Source organism: Methylobacterium sp. M6A4_1b, assembly GCF_053345175.1.
In genome coordinates this window covers 138,777-154,995 of record NZ_JBKEZQ010000005.1, presented here as the reverse complement: position 1 = coordinate 154,995, position 16,219 = coordinate 138,777, and the positions used below count along the sequence as shown (strand labels likewise).

The following is a 16,219-nucleotide window of genomic DNA, read 5'->3' as shown; positions in this document are numbered from 1 at the left end:
GCCAGCGCGCGACAAGAATCGCCGCGGCGTCGATCTCCCTTTCTCATAGCCCATGCTCAGCCGCGCGGGAACTCCAGACCCATCTCCCGATAGCGCGCCGGATCGTCCGCCCAGTTCTCGCGCACCTTCACGTGCAGGAAGAGGTGCACCGTCTGCTCGGCCGCTTCCGCGATCTCGTGGCGGGCCGCCTGGCCGATGGCCTTGATGGTCTGGCCGCCCTTGCCGAGCACGATCGAGCGCTGGCTCTCGCGCTCCACGAAGATCGTCTGCTCGATGCGCACGGAGCCGTCGGGCCGCACCTGCCACTGGTCGGTCTCGACGGTGGAGCGGTAGGGCAACTCCTCGTGCAGGCGGTCGTAGAGCTTCTCGCGGGTGATCTCGGCGGCCAGCATCCGGATCGGCGCGTCCGAGACCTGGTCCTCCGGGTAGAGCCAGGGGCTCTTCGGCATCATGCCGGCCAGGGTCGTCTTCAGCGCCTCGATGCCGTCGCCGTTCAGGGCCGAGACCATGAAGGTGTGCTGGAACGGGATGCGCTCGTTCAGGGAGGCCGCGAGGGCCAGCAGGCGGTCGCGCGGGATCAGGTCGATCTTGTTGAGGATCAGCACCTTGGGACGCTTCACGTCCGGCAGCTTGGCCAGAATCGCCTCGACCTCCTCGGTCACGCCCTTGCGGGCGTCGATGAGCAGGCAGACGGCGTCGGCATCCGAGGCGCCGCTCCAGGCCGAATGCACCATCGCGCGGTCCAGGCGCCGTTTCGGCGCGAAGATCCCGGGGGTGTCGACGAGGATGATCTGCGCGGTCTCGTGCATGACGATGCCGCGCACCAGGGCGCGGGTGGTCTGCACCTTGCGCGAGACGATCGAGACCTTGGTGCCGACGAGGCTGTTCAGCAGCGTCGACTTGCCGGCATTGGGAATCCCGATCAGGGCGACGAAGCCCGCGGTGGTGTTCTCCGGCATCGTCACCGCGGGCAGCGGCCGCAGCGGCGGCGGGGCGAAGTCGTCGTCGCCGTCGAAATCGTCGTCGGGCACATCGTCGTCAGGCATCTGGGGCATGTCCTTCGGCGACGTCCGCCGACGTCTCCTTGCTTCGTGAGGGATCGGGGCCGGTGATCTCGCGCTCGAGCACGAGGCGGGCGGCCTCCTGCTCGGCGAGACGCTTCGAGGGGCCGACGCCGATGCCGGCCTCCAACCCCTCGACGCGCACCGCGATGTGGAACACCGGCGCGTGGTCGGGGCCGGAGCGTTCGACCACGTCGTAGACCGGGATCGGCAGGGCACGGGCCATCGCCCATTCCTGCAGGGCCGACTTGGCGTCGCGGCCGCGCGGGGCCGCCGTGTCGGTGTCGGGGGTGAAGGCGGCGTTGACGATCCCCTTGGCGACCGCGTAGCCGGCATCGAGGAACACGGCGCCGAGGATCGACTCGCAGACGTCGGCGAGGATGGTCTGGTTGCGCCGCCCGCCGCTCTGGACCTCGCCGGGGCCGAGGGCGAGGTGCGGGCCGACGTCCCAGGCGGTCGCGACGGCGGCGCAGGTCTCGCGCCGGACGAGGCCGGCGAGGCGCCGCGAGAGTTCGCCCTCGTCGGCCCGCGGAAAGGCCTCGTAGAGCAGGTCGCCGATGGCGAGGCCGAGGACGCGGTCGCCGAGGAATTCCAGGCGCTGGTAGCTGCCGAGGCGGCCGTTGCCGCCGGCCTTGCTCACGTGGGTGAGCGCCTGGGCGAGCAGCTTCGGGTCGGCGAAGGCGTGGCCGATCCGGGCCTCGAGCACCGCGAGGTCGGGCTTCGGACGGGGCGCGCGCCGCGCCCGGCTGGAGGGACGCCCCTCTTCGGTCACAATGCGTAACGCCCTAGTGGATGGTCGTGAAAAGTCGGTTCCAGCGCACCTTCGCCGGCCAGTTCCAGATCTGCCACGCCGGGGTGCCTTCGTCGATGGAGAAGAAGATCATCTCCGCACGGCCGACGAAGTTCTCGAACGGCACGAAGCCGACATTGGCGAGATCGCGCGAATCCGTCGAGTTGTCGCGGTTGTCGCCCATCATGAAGAAGCGGCCCTGCGGCACGGTGTAGGGCTCGGTGTTGTCCCAGTAGCCGTTGTCGCCGTCGCGCTCGATCACCCGGTGGGTGACGCCGTTGGGCAGGGTCTCGAGATACTGCTCGGCCTTGGCCTGCTCGCCGTAGGGTCCGGTGGTCTCGAAGGGCGCGATCTTCTCGCGCTTCACCGGCACGTCGTTGATGTAGAGCAGCCCGGCCTTCATCTGGACCTTGTCGCCCGGCAGGCCGATGACCCGCTTGATGTAGTCGGTGGCATTGTCCTTCGGCAGCTTGAACACCGCGATGTCGCCGCGCTTGGGCTCCGCCGCCCAGATCCGTCCATCGGCCGTGAAGGGCAGGTACTCGCTCAGGGGCAGGGAGTACTTCGAGTAGCCGTAGGAATATTTCGAGACGAACAGGTAATCGCCGATCAGAAGCGTCGGCACCAGCGAACCGGACGGGATGTTGAAGGGCTGGAACAGCAGCGTCCGCACCACGAGGGCGATCAGCAGCGCCTGTCCGCCGACCTTCAGCGTCTCCTTGATGCTCGCCCAAGTGCCGGTGTCGGCGGCCTTCAGGTCATGCTTGGTCTGCTGGTCCACGCGGGCACGTTCCATCTGGCTGCCATCTCCGGATCGACGCCGGCACCCGGATTCCCGGCGGCTTCCGTCGTCGACGGTCGACCGGCGGCATAGACCATGCGGAAAGGCGCCGCAACGCGGGGCCTCGTCGGCTAGGACTTCGCCGTGCTGTCCGGCACCGCCTCGATGATCACGAAGGCCTGAGCCATCGGCGGGTCGTCGGTGAGCGTGACGTGCAGCTTCGGCGCATGCCCGGCCGGAGTCATCGCCGCGAGATGTTCGGCCGCCGCCCCCGTGAGGCGAAGGGTCGGCCGCCCGCCCGGCTGGTTCACCACCTCCATGTCGCGCCAGAACACGCCCCGCGCGATGCCCGTGCCCAACGCCTTGGCGCAGGCCTCCTTGGCGGCGAAGCGCCGGGCGTAGGAGGGGGCGCGGGCCGCGCGGGCGTCGCATTTGGCCCGCTCGCCGTCGGTGAAGACCCGGTGGGTGAAGCGCTCGCCGTAGCGGTCCAGCGACTTCTCGATCCGGCGGATGTCGCAGAGGTCCGAGCCGATGCCGAGAATCATGCGCGGGCCTCGTCCATCGCCCGGCGCATGTCGCGGATCGCTCGGGTGAGGCCGACGAAGATCGCCTCGCCGATCAGGGCGTGGCCGATGTTGAGTTCGGCGATCTCCGGCAGGGCCGCCACCGCACCGACGCTGTCGAGGGCCAGCCCGTGGCCGGCGTGGATCTCGAGGCCGATCCCGGCCCCGTAGGCCGCCGCCCGGGCGATCCGATCGAGTTCGTGCGCCGTACGCTCCGCGTCGCCCTCGGCCACCGCCTCGCAATAGCTGCCGGTGTGGAGTTCGACCACGGGCGCGCCGAGGCGCCGCGCCGCGTCCATCACCGCCTCGTCCGGCTCGACGAAGAGCGAGACCCGGATGCCGGCCTCCGACAGGCGCGCGATGCGGGGCAGGAGCGAATCGTGGGCGCCGACGATGTCGAGGCCGCCCTCGGTGGTGCGCTCCGCGCGCTTCTCCGGCACCAGGCAGGCCGCGTGCGGCTTCAGGCGAATGGCCAGCCCGATCATCTCGTCGGTGGCGGCCATCTCGAAATTCAGCGGCACCGCGAGGATGCGCGCCAGCGTCTCCATGTCGGCGTCGCGGATGTGCCGGCGATCCTCGCGCAGATGCGCCGTGATGCCGTCCGCGCCGGCCGCGACCGCCTCGCGGGCGGCGCGGATCGGGTCCGGCGCCGTGCCGCCGCGGGCGTTCCGGACGGTCGCGACGTGGTCGATGTTGACGCCGAGCCGGAGGCGGCTCGGCCGGGAGGCGGGGGAGGACATCGAGGCGGACTCCGGACACGGACCTGCGCCCTGACGGAACGGCGCACGCGCCCCTACATAGGCGAGGCGGGGCTTCAGGGGGATACGGCGCGCGATGGGATTTCTCGATGGACTGCTCGGCCACGGCAGCGACCTCACGCCCGCCGAGGTCAACGAGCAACTCGCCGGCATCCTGACCCCGGGCGAGCCGGTCCAGGTCGCTTTCCGGATCATCCGCGACCTCATCGTCTTCACCGACCGCCGCCTGATCCTGGTGGACAAGCAGGGCATCACCGGCCGCAAGGTCTCGTACCTGACCGTGCCCTACCGGGCGATCACGGCGTTCTCCGTGGAGACGGCGGGCAGCTTCGATCTCGATTCCGAGCTCGCGATCTGGGTGTCGGGCCGGGCCGAGCCGATCCGCAAGACCCTGAAGCGGGGCGCCAACATCCTGGGCATCCAGCAGGCGATCGCGGCGTCGATTCGATAGCATCGACGCGGGACGCCCTCCGCCATGGTCGAAGGTGAGCCTCCTCCGGCCGGGTCGGAGCAGCCCGGGGTCGCGAATCGGCGCCGGGGCGACACGGCGTTCGTCTGCGGCCTCATCGCGATCTGGGGCTTCGCCCACTGGATGCTGCTCAGCACGATCCTGTGGGGTGCGACCCTGTGCTCTGGAGGGCGGCGCTTCCACCGAACCAATTGTCTGATCGAAACCGATCTGTCGGTGCTCTGGCCGACGCTGATCCCGTGGTTTCTCCTCGGACCCGTCTTCCTCGGCGGAAGCGTCATCTTTCTTTGGTTTCAGCGGAACGATCGGATCTGAGCTTCAGTCTCTGCCACTGCCGGTGCCGTTTCGAAATCCTTGCCTCCGACGGCCGCCTCTGTTAAGGCCCCGCCCATTCCACACGCGGAGCCGGCCTCATGCCTGAATGAGGCGTTTCCGGTGGTCGTCGTCCCCCAGGACGCGATCGCTTCCTCCGCGGCGGTATCAACCGGAGAGTACAAAGACATGGCCGTCGATTTCACCATGCGTCAGCTTCTCGAGGCCGGCGCCCACTTCGGACACCAGGCTCACCGCTGGAACCCGAAGATGCAGTCCTACATCTTCGGGACGCGCAACAACATCCACATCATCGACCTCGCCCAGACCGTGCCGGCCCTCCACCAGGCCCTGCAGGCGGTGAGCGACACCGTGGCCAAGGGCGGCCGCGTGCTGTTCGTCGGCACCAAGCGTCAGGCCGCCGACACCATCGCGGAAGCCGCCAAGCGCTCGGCCCAGTACTACGTCAACTCCCGCTGGCTCGGCGGCATGCTGACCAACTGGAAGACCATCTCGGGCTCGATCGCGCGTCTGCGCAAGGTCGACGAGACCCTCGACGGCGGGGCCCAGGGCCTCACCAAGAAGGAGCGGCTGATGCTCGGCCGCGAGAAGGACAAGCTCGAGAAGGCGCTCGGCGGCATCAAGGACATGGGCGGCGTGCCGGACCTGCTGTTCGTGATCGACACGAACAAGGAGCAGCTGGCGATCAAGGAGGCCCAGCGCCTCGGCATCCCGGTGGCGGCCATCGTCGACACCAACTGCAACCCGGACGGCATCACCTACGTCGTCCCCGCCAACGATGACGCCGGCCGCGCCATCGCCCTGTACTGCGACCTGATCGCCCGCGCGGCCATCGACGGCATCTCGCGTGGCCAGGGCTCGATGGGCGTCGATCTCGGCGCCTCCGAGGAGCCGGTCGCCGAGGAGCTGCCGGCCAACGACGACGCGGCGACCTCCGTCGAGTCGGGCTCGGTCAACCAGGCCGACGTCGCCGCCCTGGTCGAGTCGACCGAGCACTTCGAGCTGCTCTCGGCTCCCCGCGGCGCGCCCGACGACCTGTCGAAGCTCCACGGCGCCGGCCCGCAGATCGTGCAGAAGCTCAACGAGGCGGGCATCTACCACTACTGGCAGCTGGCCTCCATGAGCGCCGACGACGTCACCAAGGTCGACGCCGACCTGAAGCTGAACGGCCGCATCGTCCGCGACGGCTGGGTCGACCAGGCCCGTGGCTTCGTCGAGGCTGCCGCCGCGGCCTGATCCTGCTTCGGCGGCCCGTCATCGGGCCGCCATCGCCAGATCGGACATTGCTTCCTGAAGCCCGGCGCTTGCCCTGAGCGCCGGGCTCAGTCGCTTCAAAGACTTACCCCCTCAAGAAACGTCGGCGCTTCGAAGGCTTCCCCCGCGGGAGGGTTCGGGTTCCGACAGGACACGGAAAGGACCCGCCATGGCCAACATCACCGCCGCATTGGTGAAAGAGCTCCGCGAGAAGACCGGCGCGGGCATGATGGACTGCAAGGGCGCGCTCAACGAGACCGACGGCGACATCGAAGCCGCGGTCGATTGGCTGCGCAAGAAGGGCCTCGCCAAGGCCGCCAAGAAGGCCGGCCGCGTGGCCGCCGAGGGCCTGGTCGCCGTCGAATCCGCCGGCCACCACGCCGCGATCGTCGAGGTGAATTCCGAGACCGACTTCGTCGCCCGCAACGACAGCTTCCAGGCCTTCGCCCGTGAAGCCGCCAAGCTCGCCCTGGACACCGACGGCACGCTGGAAGGCCTCGAGGCCGCCACGTTCCCCGGTGCCTCGACCACGGTCAAGGAGAGCCTCGCCAACCTCATCGCCACGATCGGCGAGAACATGACCCTGCGCCGGGTCGCCAAGCTCGACGTGACCAAGGGCGTGATCGCCTCCTACGTCCACGGCCAGGTGGTCGACGGCCTCGGCAAGATCGGCGTGCTCGTCGCGCTGGAGTCCGAGGGCGATGTCGAGGTGCTTTCCGCCCTCGGCCGCCAGATCGCCATGCACGTCGCCGCCACCAATCCGGTGGCGCTCGACTCCGCCGGCGTCGATCAGGCGACCCTCGACCGCGAGATCAACATCCTGCGCGAGAAGAACGTCGGCAAGCCCGAGAACGTGCTCGCCAAGATCGTCGAGAGCGGGCTGAAGAGCTACTACAAGGAGGTCACCCTCCTGGAGCAGCCCTTCGTGCATGACGGCTCGAAGACCATCAGCCAGGTCCTGAAGGAGGCCGAGGGCAAGGCCGGCGCGCCGGTCAAGCTCACCGCCTTCGTGCGCTACGCCCTGGGCGAGGGCATCGAGAAGGAAGAGGCACCCGATTTCGCCTCCGAGGTGGCCGCCGCCGCGCGCGGCTGAGCCCCTCCCTGCCGGTTCCCGCCGCCTCGGGACGGAGCCGGCAGGAAAGCGGCGAATTGTCAGGAGGGGCGGCGGCAGCGATGCCGTCGCCCCTCGACGTTCCGGCCTCCCTTGGGCTAGACACCCCTCCGCTTCCGATTGGCTCTCCGACCTGATCCAGGCCGGGTTAGAGGGGACTGGCTCGATGCCGGAGACCACACCGTTTCGCCGCGTCCTCGTGAAACTCTCCGGCGAGGCGTTGGCCGCTCCCGACGGGTACTGGCTGCATCCCCCGACCCTGGCGGGCATCGCCGACGACATCGCCCGGACCCGCGAGGCGGGCGTGCAGATCGCCTTGGTGGTCGGCGGCGGCAACATGATCCGCGGCGCGCGCATCTCGGCCGCCGGCTGGATCGACCGCGCCACCGGTGATTCGCTCGGCATGATGGCGACCGTCATGAACTCCCTGGCCCTGGAGACCGCCTTGAACGCCGCGGGTGTTCCGGCCCGCACGATGTCGGCGGTGTCGATGCCGACCATCTGCGAGACCTATGCCCGCCAGCCCGCCCTGCATCACCTCGACAAGGGACAGGTGGTCGTCCTCGCCGGAGGCACCGGCAACCCGTACTTCACGACCGATACCGCCGCCGTCCTGCGGGCGGCCGAGCTGCGCTGCGATGCCGTCCTGAAGGCGACGCAGGTGGACGGCGTCTATTCCGCCGATCCGAACCGCGACCCCACCGCGACGCGTTACGACCGCCTGACCCATGACGAGGCCATCGCGCGCGACCTCAAGGTGATGGACACCGCGGCCTTCGCCCTCGCCCGCGAGAGCCGCCTGTCGATCGTCGTCGGCTCGGTCCATGCGCCGAGCTCGATCCTGGCGATCCTGACGGGAAGCGCGCCGGCGACCCAGGTCGTCCCGTAAGCGGCTCTCGCCGTCGCTCGGCCGGCAGGTTCCGCGTCGCGAACGCTGAAGTCTCCGGAAGTCACCGTGGTCTTCCGTCGACGGCCTCTCGGTCTTTGTCGAGACCTTTGGGATGTGCCGCCGCGTCAGACCGCCTGCGACCACGTGGAGCGGTCGCCGAGCACGGTCGATGTCTCTCTCGCGGACCGTCCTCTCCAGTCATAACGTTCTGACGTTGCGCGGGGGAGCGCGACATGGCGCGGGACATCCTCGCCTCGTGCAGCCGCTACGACCGCGCCTCCGGCGTCACTGCCGCATCGGTCTTCAACGAGACGTTCTTCCTCAAGGCCATGGAGGGAGAGGCGGTCACCCTTTCGGACCGGTTCCGGACTCTTGCGGCCGATAGCCGCCACAAGGGAATGGTGCTGATCGCGGCGCGTGCGATCGAGCAGCGGGACTTCCGGGGCTGGCAGGACTTCCGGGTTAGGCAGGACTTCCGGGTTAGGCAGGACTTCCGGGTTAGGCAGGACTTCCGGGTTAGGCAGGACTTCCGGGTTAGGCAGGACTTCCGGGTTAGGCAGGACTTCCGGGTTAGGCAGGACTTCCGGGTTAGGCAGGACTTCCGGGTTAGGCAGGACTTCCGGGGTTGAACCGTCGGCTACGCCGGACATTCCGAGCCCCTCGACACCCTCTACCTCCGCGACGGCCCCGAACCGATGCCCGACCCGACCCGGATGTCGCTCGCCGGCGCCGCCGGCCTCCCGCGGGCCTTCGTCGAAGTCGGGGGAAACCACTTCGTGCAGCGCTCCGGCCCTGCGGTTCGCGCCGCGGCCAAGGCGTGGGCGGGAGGACGGTCGACCGCCCGAAAGCGTTTCCTGCCCAAACGGCGTGAACGCCATTTGCGACCTACTGGATTTTGGTTCATTGAGGCCCACGAACGGGCCCCGGCGGCCCGACCCATTCCCTCAAGTTCGCGTCGGGATAGTTCAGCATGGCAGCCATTCCAGAATTCGACCTGAATGACATCAAGCGTCGCATGCAGGGCGCCGTCGCTTCGCTGAAGGGCGATCTCGGATCGCTTCGCACCGGCCGGGCGACGCCCAGCATCCTCGATCCGATCCAGGTCGATGCCTATGGCGCGATGATGCCGATGTCCCAGGTCGCGACCGTGAGTGTCCCCGAGCCGCGCCTCCTCAGCATCTCGGTCTGGGACCGCGGCATGATCGGCGCCGTCGAGAAGGCGATCCGCGAGTCCGACCTCGGCATGAACCCGCAGACCGAAGGCCAGACGATCCGCCTGCGCGTTCCGGAAATGAACGAGCAGCGCCGCAAGGAGATGGTCAAGGTCGCGCACAAGTACACCGAGGAGTCGCGCGTCGCCGTCCGCCATGTTCGCCGCGACGGGCTCGACCATCTCAAGAAGCTCGAGAAGGACGGCGCCATCAGCGAGGACGACGAGAAGCGCCAGGCGGGCGAGGTCCAGAAGGCCACCGATCAGTTCATCGCCGAGATCGATGGCGTGCTCGCCGCCAAGGAGAAGGAAATCATGCAGGTCTGAGTTCCCGCATCGGGGATGAGGACCACGTGTGATCGACACGAGTGACGGTTGGGGGAGAAGCGCGTTGGGTCGCTCAGAGGGCGCGCGTCAGATCGAGGCGGCGAGGGTGCACGGCACGGAGGCCACGCTGGGCGTATCGGACGCCGCGGTGGTCTATCCGGGCGCTCCCGTGCCCGCCGTCGCGCCGGCGCCGGCCCACGTCGCCATCATCATGGACGGCAACGGCCGCTGGGCCGCCGGCCGCGGCCTGCCCCGGGTCGAGGGGCACCGGCGCGGCGTCGAGGCCGTGCGGCGCGCGGTGCGCTCCGCCATCGAACTCGGCGTGCGCTATCTGACGATCTACAGCTTCTCCTCGGAGAACTGGCGCCGTCCGCCCGCCGAGGTCGCCGACCTCATGGGCCTGATGAAGCTCTTCGTCCGCCGCGACCTGGCGGATCTGCACGGCAACAACGTCCGCATCCGCATCATCGGCGCGCGCGAGGGGCTGCCGCCGGACATCGCCGGCCTGCTCGACGAGGCCGAGCAGCGCACCCGCGCCAATACCGGCCTGACCCTGATCGTGGCCTTCAACTACGGCGGCCGCCAGGAAATTCTCCGCGCCGTCCGCAACCTCGCGCGGGCCGTGGCGGCCGGGACGCTGGCGCCCGACGCGATCGACCTCGGCGTCCTCACGGACGCCCTCGACACCACCGGCATCCCGGACCCGGACCTCGTGATCCGCACCTCCGGCGAGCAGCGCCTGTCGAACTTCCTCACCTGGCAGACGGCCTATGCGGAGTACGTGATCGTGCCGGAGTTCTGGCCGGACTTCGACCACGCCGCCTTCCGCGCCGCCATCGACGAATACCATCGCCGCGACCGCCGCTTCGGCGGCCTCAGCGGCAAGGTCGGCTGATCATGGCGCCCGGAGAGGCGTCCCCCGCCTCGCAACGCGGCCTTTTCGCGGGCCGCGAGTTCCAGGCCCGGCTGGTGTCGGCGATCCTGCTCGGCGCCATCGTGCTCTCGGCCCTGGTCCTCGGCGGCTGGCCCTTCGCGGTGATCTGGCTCGCCGCCGGCATCGTCTTCGCGGCCGAATGGATCGGCATGAGCGCGGTCGCGCCCCGGCGCCTCGTGCTGGCGCTCACGGCCGCGACCCTGTTCGGCCTCGTCCTGTGCCTGCACGGCGACGCGGACACCGGAATCACCCTGGCGGTCGGCGCGGTCGGCGCCCTCCTCGTCACGGTCGCGGCGCGCGGCGGCGCCGGCCGGGGGCGTGCCCTGGCGGGCCTCGCGAGTTCGGCGGTGATCGCCCTGGTGCCCACGTCCCTGCGCGACGATCCCGCCATCGGCATCCTCGGCCCGGCCTGGATGTTCGCGGTGGTCTGGTCCACCGACATCATCGCCTACTTCACCGGCCGGACCTTCGGCGGCCCCAAGCTGATGCCGCGGGTCAGCCCGAAGAAGACCTGGTCCGGCGCCCTCGGGGGCCTCGCCGCCGGTACGCTGGCCGGTGTCGCCCTGGTGATGGTCGCGCGCGGCCATGGCTGGAGCGACCTCGCCACCACCTCGCTCGTCGCGGTCGCCCTCGTGAGCGCCGTCGCCTCGATCCTGAGCCAGGGCGGGGATCTCGTGGAGTCCGCCCTGAAGCGCCGCTACGGCGTGAAGGATTCGGGGCGTGCCATTCCCGGCCATGGCGGCGTCATGGATCGCCTCGACGGCTTCTTCGCCGTCGCCGTCCTGGCCGCCTTGTATCTCATCGCGCGCCGCTTCGTGGCGGCCTGAAGGACCCTTCCGTTGCTGACCGTCACCATCCTCGGCGCCACCGGCTCCATCGGCCAATCGACCATCGACCTGCTGCTGCAGCATCCCGACCGCTTCCGCATCGGCGGTCTGGTCGCGGGGCGCGATGTCGAGGCCATCGCCCGGCTCGCCGGCAATCTGCGGCCCGATTTCGTGGCCCTGGCCGACGAATCCGCCGGTCCGGCGCTGCGCGCGGCGCTTGCCCATACGGATATCCGCAACGGGGCCGGGGAGGGCGCCGTCCTCGAGGCCGTCGCCCGCGACGCCGACATCGTCGTGGCGGCGGTGAGCGGGGCCGCCGGCCTGCGCCCGACGCACGAGGCGCTCAAGCTCGGCCGCACCGTGGCGCTGGCCAACAAGGAGAGCCTGGTCTGCGCCGGCGACGCCTTCATGCGCGACGCCAAGCGCTACGGCGCCACCCTGCTGCCGGTGGATTCCGAGCACAACGCCCTGGCCCAGGCGCTGGGAGACGGCCGCCTCGACGACGTCTCGAAGATGACGATCACGGCCTCGGGCGGCCCGTTCCGGACCTGGACCCGCGAGCGCATCGCGAGCGCCTCGCCCACGGAGGCCGCCGCCCACCCGACCTGGTCGATGGGCATGAAGATCAACATCGATTCCGCCTCCCTGATGAACAAGGGGCTGGAGCTGATCGAGGCGCACCATCTCTTCGCCCTGGAGCCGGAGCGGCTCGACGTCATCGTCCATCCGCAATCGATCGTGCACGGCCTCGTCTACTGGCGCGACGGCGCGGTGACGGCGGGCCTCGCCATGCCGGACATGCGGGTGCCGATCGCCCATTGCCTCGGCCTCGGGGAGCGCCTGACGATCGCGCGCGGGCGCCATCTCGACCTCGCCGCCGCCGGCAGCCTGACCTTCGAGGCGGCCGACGAGTCCCGCTTCCCGTGCCTTCGCATCGCCCGGGCGGCGCTCGCCGCCGGCGGTGCCGCTCCCACCGTGATGAACGCGGCCAACGAGATCGCGGTGGCAGCCTTCATCAAGGGGGCGATCGGCTTCTACGGCATCGCCGACCTGGTCGAGCGCGCCTGTGAGCACTTCGCCGGCCAGTACCGCACCGCGCCCGGGGACGTCGACGAGGCCCTGGCCATCGATGCCGAAGTCCGACGCTGGAGCAGCCAGACCGTCGCGGCGGCCTGAGCGCCCGTCAGGCCTCCGGGCTGTAGCCCGCCAGGAACACGCGCACGGCCTCGCCGACGTGATGCTCGATCTCCGTCTGCGCGACGCCGTCGCCGGCATTGAAGAGCAGCCGGGTCATGAGTCCGGCCTGGCAGAGCTGCAGGAACTGGCGCGCGGCGAGGTCGGTGTCGGCCGGGCGCAGGCGCCCCGCCGCGACCTGGGCGTCGAGATAGGCGGCGAGCCGCGTCGTGCCCTGCACCGGTCCGGCTTCGAAGAAGGCCTGGCCGAGACGCGGGAACTTCTCGCAGGCGCCGATGACCATCCGGATCACCGTGACGTGCTCGGGCCGGACCATCTCGGCGAGGTAGCTGCGTCCCAGGCGCGTGAGCACGCTCCGCACATCGGGATCGTCGGCATCGAGCCGGAACAGCACCTCGGCGAGCCCGCGCTTCTCCGCGAGCGCGAGGGCCTCGAAGAGGGCTTCCTTGCTGTCGAAGTAGACGTAGAGGGTTCCCTTCGAGACGCCCGCCGCCTTGGCGATCTCGCCCATGCTGGCGCCATCGAACCCCGCCGCCATGAAGACCGCGCGCGCCCCATCGAGGATCTGACGACGCTTGTCGGTGTCGGGCGATGTGCGCTCCCGCGCATCGAGGGTGGTTTCCGCGCTCGGCATGGTCTTGTTCTCGATTGACTGAACGGTTCGGTCATCATATCGGACTGTGCCGGGCCGCGCCAGAGTTTGCGGCTCGGAAAATGACCGAACGGTTCGGTCAATCGCCTACGAGAGCCGGATCGACGCCATGAGCCTGCGCGAGGACGACCGATTTGAGGCCGAACCGGCCCGGGCCGATGCGGTCGCGCCGACCGGGACGGCATCCGCGCCTCAGGCGGCGGAGACGAACGCGTCGAGAACGCCCGCCGTCGTCGCGACCGCAGCGGCCGAGGTCCCCGTCAAGCCGCGGCGGACGCGCAAGCTCGTCCTGGCGACCCTGCTCCTCGCCGCCGTCGGCGGCGGCGCCTACAAGGTCCATGACTGGTGGACGGTCGGGCGCTTCTTCGTCAGCACCGACGATGCCTACGTGCAGGCCGACATCTCGGTCCTGGCCGCCAAGGTGCCCGGTTATCTCGCCGCCGTCCCGGTCGTGAACGGGCAGCTGATGCGCAAGGGCGACGTGATCGCCCGGCTCGACGACGGCGATTATCGTCTGGCCGCCCAGGCCGCGCACGACAAGCTGGCGACGCAGCAGGCGGCCATCGCCCGCATCGCCCGGCAGGTCGAGGCCGCCCAGGCGCAGATGCTCCAGGCCTCGGCTCAGATCGACGCCAGCAAGGCCGACTCGGTGCGGGCTGCCGCCGACTATGCCCGCCAGCAGCAGCTCGAGAAGGTCGACTTCGTCGCCAAGGCGCGCATCGAGCAGGCGCGGGCCGACCGCGATCGCACCGATGCCGCCGTGAAGGGCGCGGAAGCCTCGCTCGTCGCCATGCGGGCGAACGTGGAGGTTCTGCGGGCCCAGGGGAAGGAGGCGGAGGGGTTGGCCGCCGAGCTGCGGACGGCCGAAGCGCGGGCCGAGCGGGACCTCGAATTCACGACGATCCGGGCGCCGTTCGACGGCGTGATCGGCAACAAGGCCGTCGAGGCCGGCGCCTACGTCTCGCCGGGCTCGCGCGTCGCGGCCCTGGTGCCCCTGGAGAGCGTCCGGATCGACGCCAACTTCAAGGAGACGCAGGTCGAGCGCATGCATCCGGGCCAGCGCGTCCACATCGCGGTGGACGCCTATCCCGATCGCGACATCGTCGGCGAGGTCGAGTCGCTGTCGCCCGCCTCCGGTTCGGTCTTCAGCCTGCTCCCGCCCGACAACGCGACCGGCAACTTCACCAAGATCGTCCAGCGCCTGCCGGTGCGGGTCCGCGTGCCGGCGGACGTCGCTCGCGAGGGCATCCTGCGCCCCGGCCTCTCCGTCACGGTCCGGGTCGATACCCGCGCGGGGGCGGAGGCGGCCGAGGGCGACCGCGTCCACACGGCTTTCCGGCGCTAGAAACAGGTTCCGCAGATGGCCGCCACAGCCGCCCTCCGACCGGCCGCCCCCGGACCGGCCGCACCGGCCATCGAGCCGCCGCTCGACCGCCGCCGCATGGTGGCGTTCGTCTGCATGGTCTTCGGGATGTTCATGGCGATCCTGGACATCCAGATCGTCTCGGCGTCGCTGGCCGAGATCCAGGCCGGCCTTTCGGCCTCGGGCGACGAGATCCCCTGGGTCCAGACCAGCTATCTCATCGCCGAGGTGATCTCGATCCCGCTCTCCGGTTTCCTGTCGCGGGTGGTCTCGACGCGCTGGATGTTTGTGGTCTCGGCCGGCGGCTTCACGCTGATGAGCCTGATGTGCGCCACCTCGACCTCGATCAACGAGATGATCGTCTGGCGCGCCGCGCAGGGCTTCATCGGCGGCGGCATGATCCCGACGGTGTTCGCCTCGGCCTTCACGATCTTCCCGCCCTCGAAGCGCTCCATCGTCTCGCCGATGATCGGCCTCGTGGCGACGCTGGCCCCCACCATCGGGCCGACGGTGGGCGGCTATCTCACCGACCTGTTCGACTGGCACTGGCTGTTTCTCATCAACGTCGTGCCGGGGATCTTTGTCACGGTGTCCACCTACCTGCTGGTCGACTTCGACGAGCCCAATCTCGCCCTCTTCAAGCGCTTCGACTGGTTCGGCCTCGTCTTCATGGCGCTCATGCTCGGCTGTCTCGAATACGTGCTGGAGGAGGGGCCGAACCACGACTGGCTCGCCGACGAGGCGGTGTTCGCCTGCGCGGTCGTCTGCCTGACCGCCGGCCCGGCCTTCTTCTACCGCGCCTTCACGGCCGCCGAGCCGATCGTCGACCTGCGCGCCTTCTCCGACCGCAACTTCGCGGCCGGCTGCGTCTTCAGCTTCGTGCTCGGGATCGGCCTCTACGGGCTGACCTACCTCTACCCGGTCTATCTCGGGCGGGTGCGCGGCTACTCGGCGCTGCAGATCGGCGAGACGATGTTCGTCTCGGGCCTCTGCATGTTCGCCACCGCGCCGATCGCCGGACGCCTCTCGGGCAAGGTCGACCCGCGCCTGATGATGGGGCTGGGTTTCCTGGGATTCGCCGCCGGCACCTGGATGGTGACCGGCCTGACCAAGGACTGGGATTTCTGGGAACTCCTGGTGCCGCAGATCCTGCGCGGCTGCTCGCTGATGCTGTGCATGATCCCGATCAACAACATCGCGCTGGGCACCCTGCCGCCGGCCCGGATGAAGAACGCCTCCGGCCTCTACAACCTCACCCGCAACCTCGGCGGCGCCGTCGGCCTCGCGCTCATCAACACCGTGCTCAACGACCGTTGGGACCTTCACCTCGCCCGGCTGCACGAGCGCTTCACCTGGACGAACACGGCCGTCCTGGAGCGGCTGGAGATGACGCGCCGGCAATTCGAGGTGCTCGGCGGCAATGCGGACGCGATGGCGCTGAAGGCGATGATGAACACCGTGCGCCTCCAGGGGCTGGTGATGAGCTTCACCGACGTGTTCCTGGTGCTGACCTTCCTGTTCGTGGCCATGGCCTGCGCCGTGCCCTTCATCCGGCGGCCCCGCGCGGCAGCCGGCGCGGGCGGCGGGCACTGATACTCGGTCTCGGAGAGCCTGACCCATAGGTCCGTCTCACCGAGATCCGGCGGACGGCCGCCGCCGCGCCGCCGCGCGGGCAGAGCTCGACGAGTCACGCCCGTCGCGGT

At 69.7% G+C, this 16,219-nt stretch carries 18 protein-coding genes; 12 read left to right on the top strand and 6 right to left on the bottom strand.

The genetic code is table 11. The annotated features are described in order from the left end of the window. Nucleotides 1-56: 56 nt before the first annotated feature. The 5 genes from era to ACLBWX_RS07525 all read right to left on the bottom strand — a co-directional run bounded on the left by era (nucleotide 57) and on the right by ACLBWX_RS07525 (nucleotide 3,935). Nucleotides 57-1,046, bottom strand: coding sequence for a GTPase Era (gene era / locus ACLBWX_RS07545; RefSeq protein WP_447676453.1), 990 nt, complete (start codon nucleotides 1,044-1,046; stop codon nucleotides 57-59). Then, nucleotides 1,039-1,833, bottom strand: coding sequence for a ribonuclease III (gene rnc / locus ACLBWX_RS07540; protein WP_447676452.1), 795 nt, complete (start codon nucleotides 1,831-1,833; stop codon nucleotides 1,039-1,041). Before rnc ends, era begins: the two co-directional genes overlap by 8 nt. A gap of 13 nt (nucleotides 1,834-1,846) precedes the next feature. After that, a complete protein-coding gene (gene lepB, locus ACLBWX_RS07535; protein WP_447676451.1) occupies nucleotides 1,847-2,647 on the bottom strand; it encodes a signal peptidase I in 801 nt (266 codons plus the stop codon). Nucleotides 2,648-2,763: 116 nt separating this feature from the next. Further along, the gene (gene acpS, locus ACLBWX_RS07530) at nucleotides 2,764-3,177 is read right to left on the bottom strand and encodes a holo-ACP synthase (RefSeq protein ID WP_447676450.1); all 414 of its coding nucleotides are present in this window, start codon (nucleotides 3,175-3,177) and stop codon (nucleotides 2,764-2,766) included. Then, nucleotides 3,174-3,935 carry a pyridoxine 5'-phosphate synthase gene (locus ACLBWX_RS07525; RefSeq protein ID WP_447676449.1) on the bottom strand — a complete coding sequence of 254 codons (762 nt, stop codon included), beginning with the start codon at nucleotides 3,933-3,935 and terminating at the stop codon, nucleotides 3,174-3,176. The genes acpS and ACLBWX_RS07525 overlap by 4 nt, the downstream gene beginning before the upstream one ends. Nucleotides 3,936-4,029: 94 nt before the next feature. On the opposite strand from ACLBWX_RS07525, the gene ACLBWX_RS07520 reads away from it, so the two are divergent. The 10 genes from ACLBWX_RS07520 to dxr all read left to right on the top strand — a co-directional run bounded on the left by ACLBWX_RS07520 (nucleotide 4,030) and on the right by dxr (nucleotide 12,483). Further along, complete coding sequence (locus tag ACLBWX_RS07520) at nucleotides 4,030-4,404, top strand: PH domain-containing protein (RefSeq protein WP_447676448.1); 375 nt, start codon at nucleotides 4,030-4,032, stop codon at nucleotides 4,402-4,404. A 141-nt stretch (nucleotides 4,405-4,545) separates the two neighbouring features. Beyond that, complete coding sequence (locus tag ACLBWX_RS07515; RefSeq protein WP_447676447.1) at nucleotides 4,546-4,737, top strand: hypothetical protein; 192 nt, start codon at nucleotides 4,546-4,548, stop codon at nucleotides 4,735-4,737. 186 nt (nucleotides 4,738-4,923) lie between these two features. Beyond that, entirely contained in the window at nucleotides 4,924-5,991 is a 1,068-nt protein-coding gene (locus tag ACLBWX_RS07510; RefSeq protein WP_447676446.1) for a 30S ribosomal protein S2, read from the top strand. A gap of 187 nt (nucleotides 5,992-6,178) precedes the next feature. After that, nucleotides 6,179-7,102: a translation elongation factor Ts gene (gene tsf / locus ACLBWX_RS07505; protein WP_447676445.1), complete on the top strand. Its 924-nt coding sequence runs from the start codon at nucleotides 6,179-6,181 to the stop codon at nucleotides 7,100-7,102. A 184-nt stretch (nucleotides 7,103-7,286) separates the two neighbouring features. Continuing rightward, the gene (pyrH, locus tag ACLBWX_RS07500) at nucleotides 7,287-8,009 is read left to right on the top strand and encodes a UMP kinase (RefSeq protein ID WP_447676444.1); all 723 of its coding nucleotides are present in this window, start codon (nucleotides 7,287-7,289) and stop codon (nucleotides 8,007-8,009) included. A 233-nt stretch (nucleotides 8,010-8,242) separates the two neighbouring features. Next, a complete protein-coding gene (locus ACLBWX_RS07495) occupies nucleotides 8,243-8,638 on the top strand; it encodes a BLUF domain-containing protein (protein ID WP_447676443.1) in 396 nt (131 codons plus the stop codon). A 341-nt stretch (nucleotides 8,639-8,979) separates the two neighbouring features. Next, entirely contained in the window at nucleotides 8,980-9,546 is a 567-nt protein-coding gene (gene frr, locus ACLBWX_RS07490) for a ribosome recycling factor (protein ID WP_447676442.1), read from the top strand. Between the two features lie 64 nt (nucleotides 9,547-9,610). Then, a complete protein-coding gene (locus tag ACLBWX_RS07485; protein WP_447676441.1) occupies nucleotides 9,611-10,441 on the top strand; it encodes an isoprenyl transferase in 831 nt (276 codons plus the stop codon). A gap of 2 nt (nucleotides 10,442-10,443) precedes the next feature. After that, complete coding sequence (locus tag ACLBWX_RS07480; protein ID WP_447676440.1) at nucleotides 10,444-11,307, top strand: phosphatidate cytidylyltransferase; 864 nt, start codon at nucleotides 10,444-10,446, stop codon at nucleotides 11,305-11,307. 12 nt (nucleotides 11,308-11,319) lie between these two features. Then, on the top strand, nucleotides 11,320-12,483 hold the full coding sequence (gene dxr / locus ACLBWX_RS07475; RefSeq protein ID WP_447676439.1) for a 1-deoxy-D-xylulose-5-phosphate reductoisomerase: 1,164 nt from the start codon (nucleotides 11,320-11,322) through the stop codon (nucleotides 12,481-12,483). A 7-nt stretch (nucleotides 12,484-12,490) separates the two neighbouring features. Here dxr and ACLBWX_RS07470 read toward each other — a convergent pair whose 3' ends face one another. Further along, complete coding sequence (locus ACLBWX_RS07470; RefSeq protein ID WP_447676438.1) at nucleotides 12,491-13,135, bottom strand: TetR/AcrR family transcriptional regulator; 645 nt, start codon at nucleotides 13,133-13,135, stop codon at nucleotides 12,491-12,493. A 127-nt stretch (nucleotides 13,136-13,262) separates the two neighbouring features. On the opposite strand from ACLBWX_RS07470, the gene ACLBWX_RS07465 reads away from it, so the two are divergent. Both ACLBWX_RS07465 and ACLBWX_RS07460 read left to right on the top strand, forming a co-directional pair. Continuing rightward, nucleotides 13,263-14,498 (top strand): HlyD family secretion protein, encoded by a 1,236-nt coding sequence (locus tag ACLBWX_RS07465; RefSeq protein WP_447676437.1) that lies wholly within the window; start codon nucleotides 13,263-13,265, stop codon nucleotides 14,496-14,498. A gap of 15 nt (nucleotides 14,499-14,513) precedes the next feature. Then, on the top strand, nucleotides 14,514-16,109 hold the full coding sequence (locus ACLBWX_RS07460) for a DHA2 family efflux MFS transporter permease subunit (protein ID WP_447676436.1): 1,596 nt from the start codon (nucleotides 14,514-14,516) through the stop codon (nucleotides 16,107-16,109). Nucleotides 16,110-16,219: the final 110 nt, after the last annotated feature.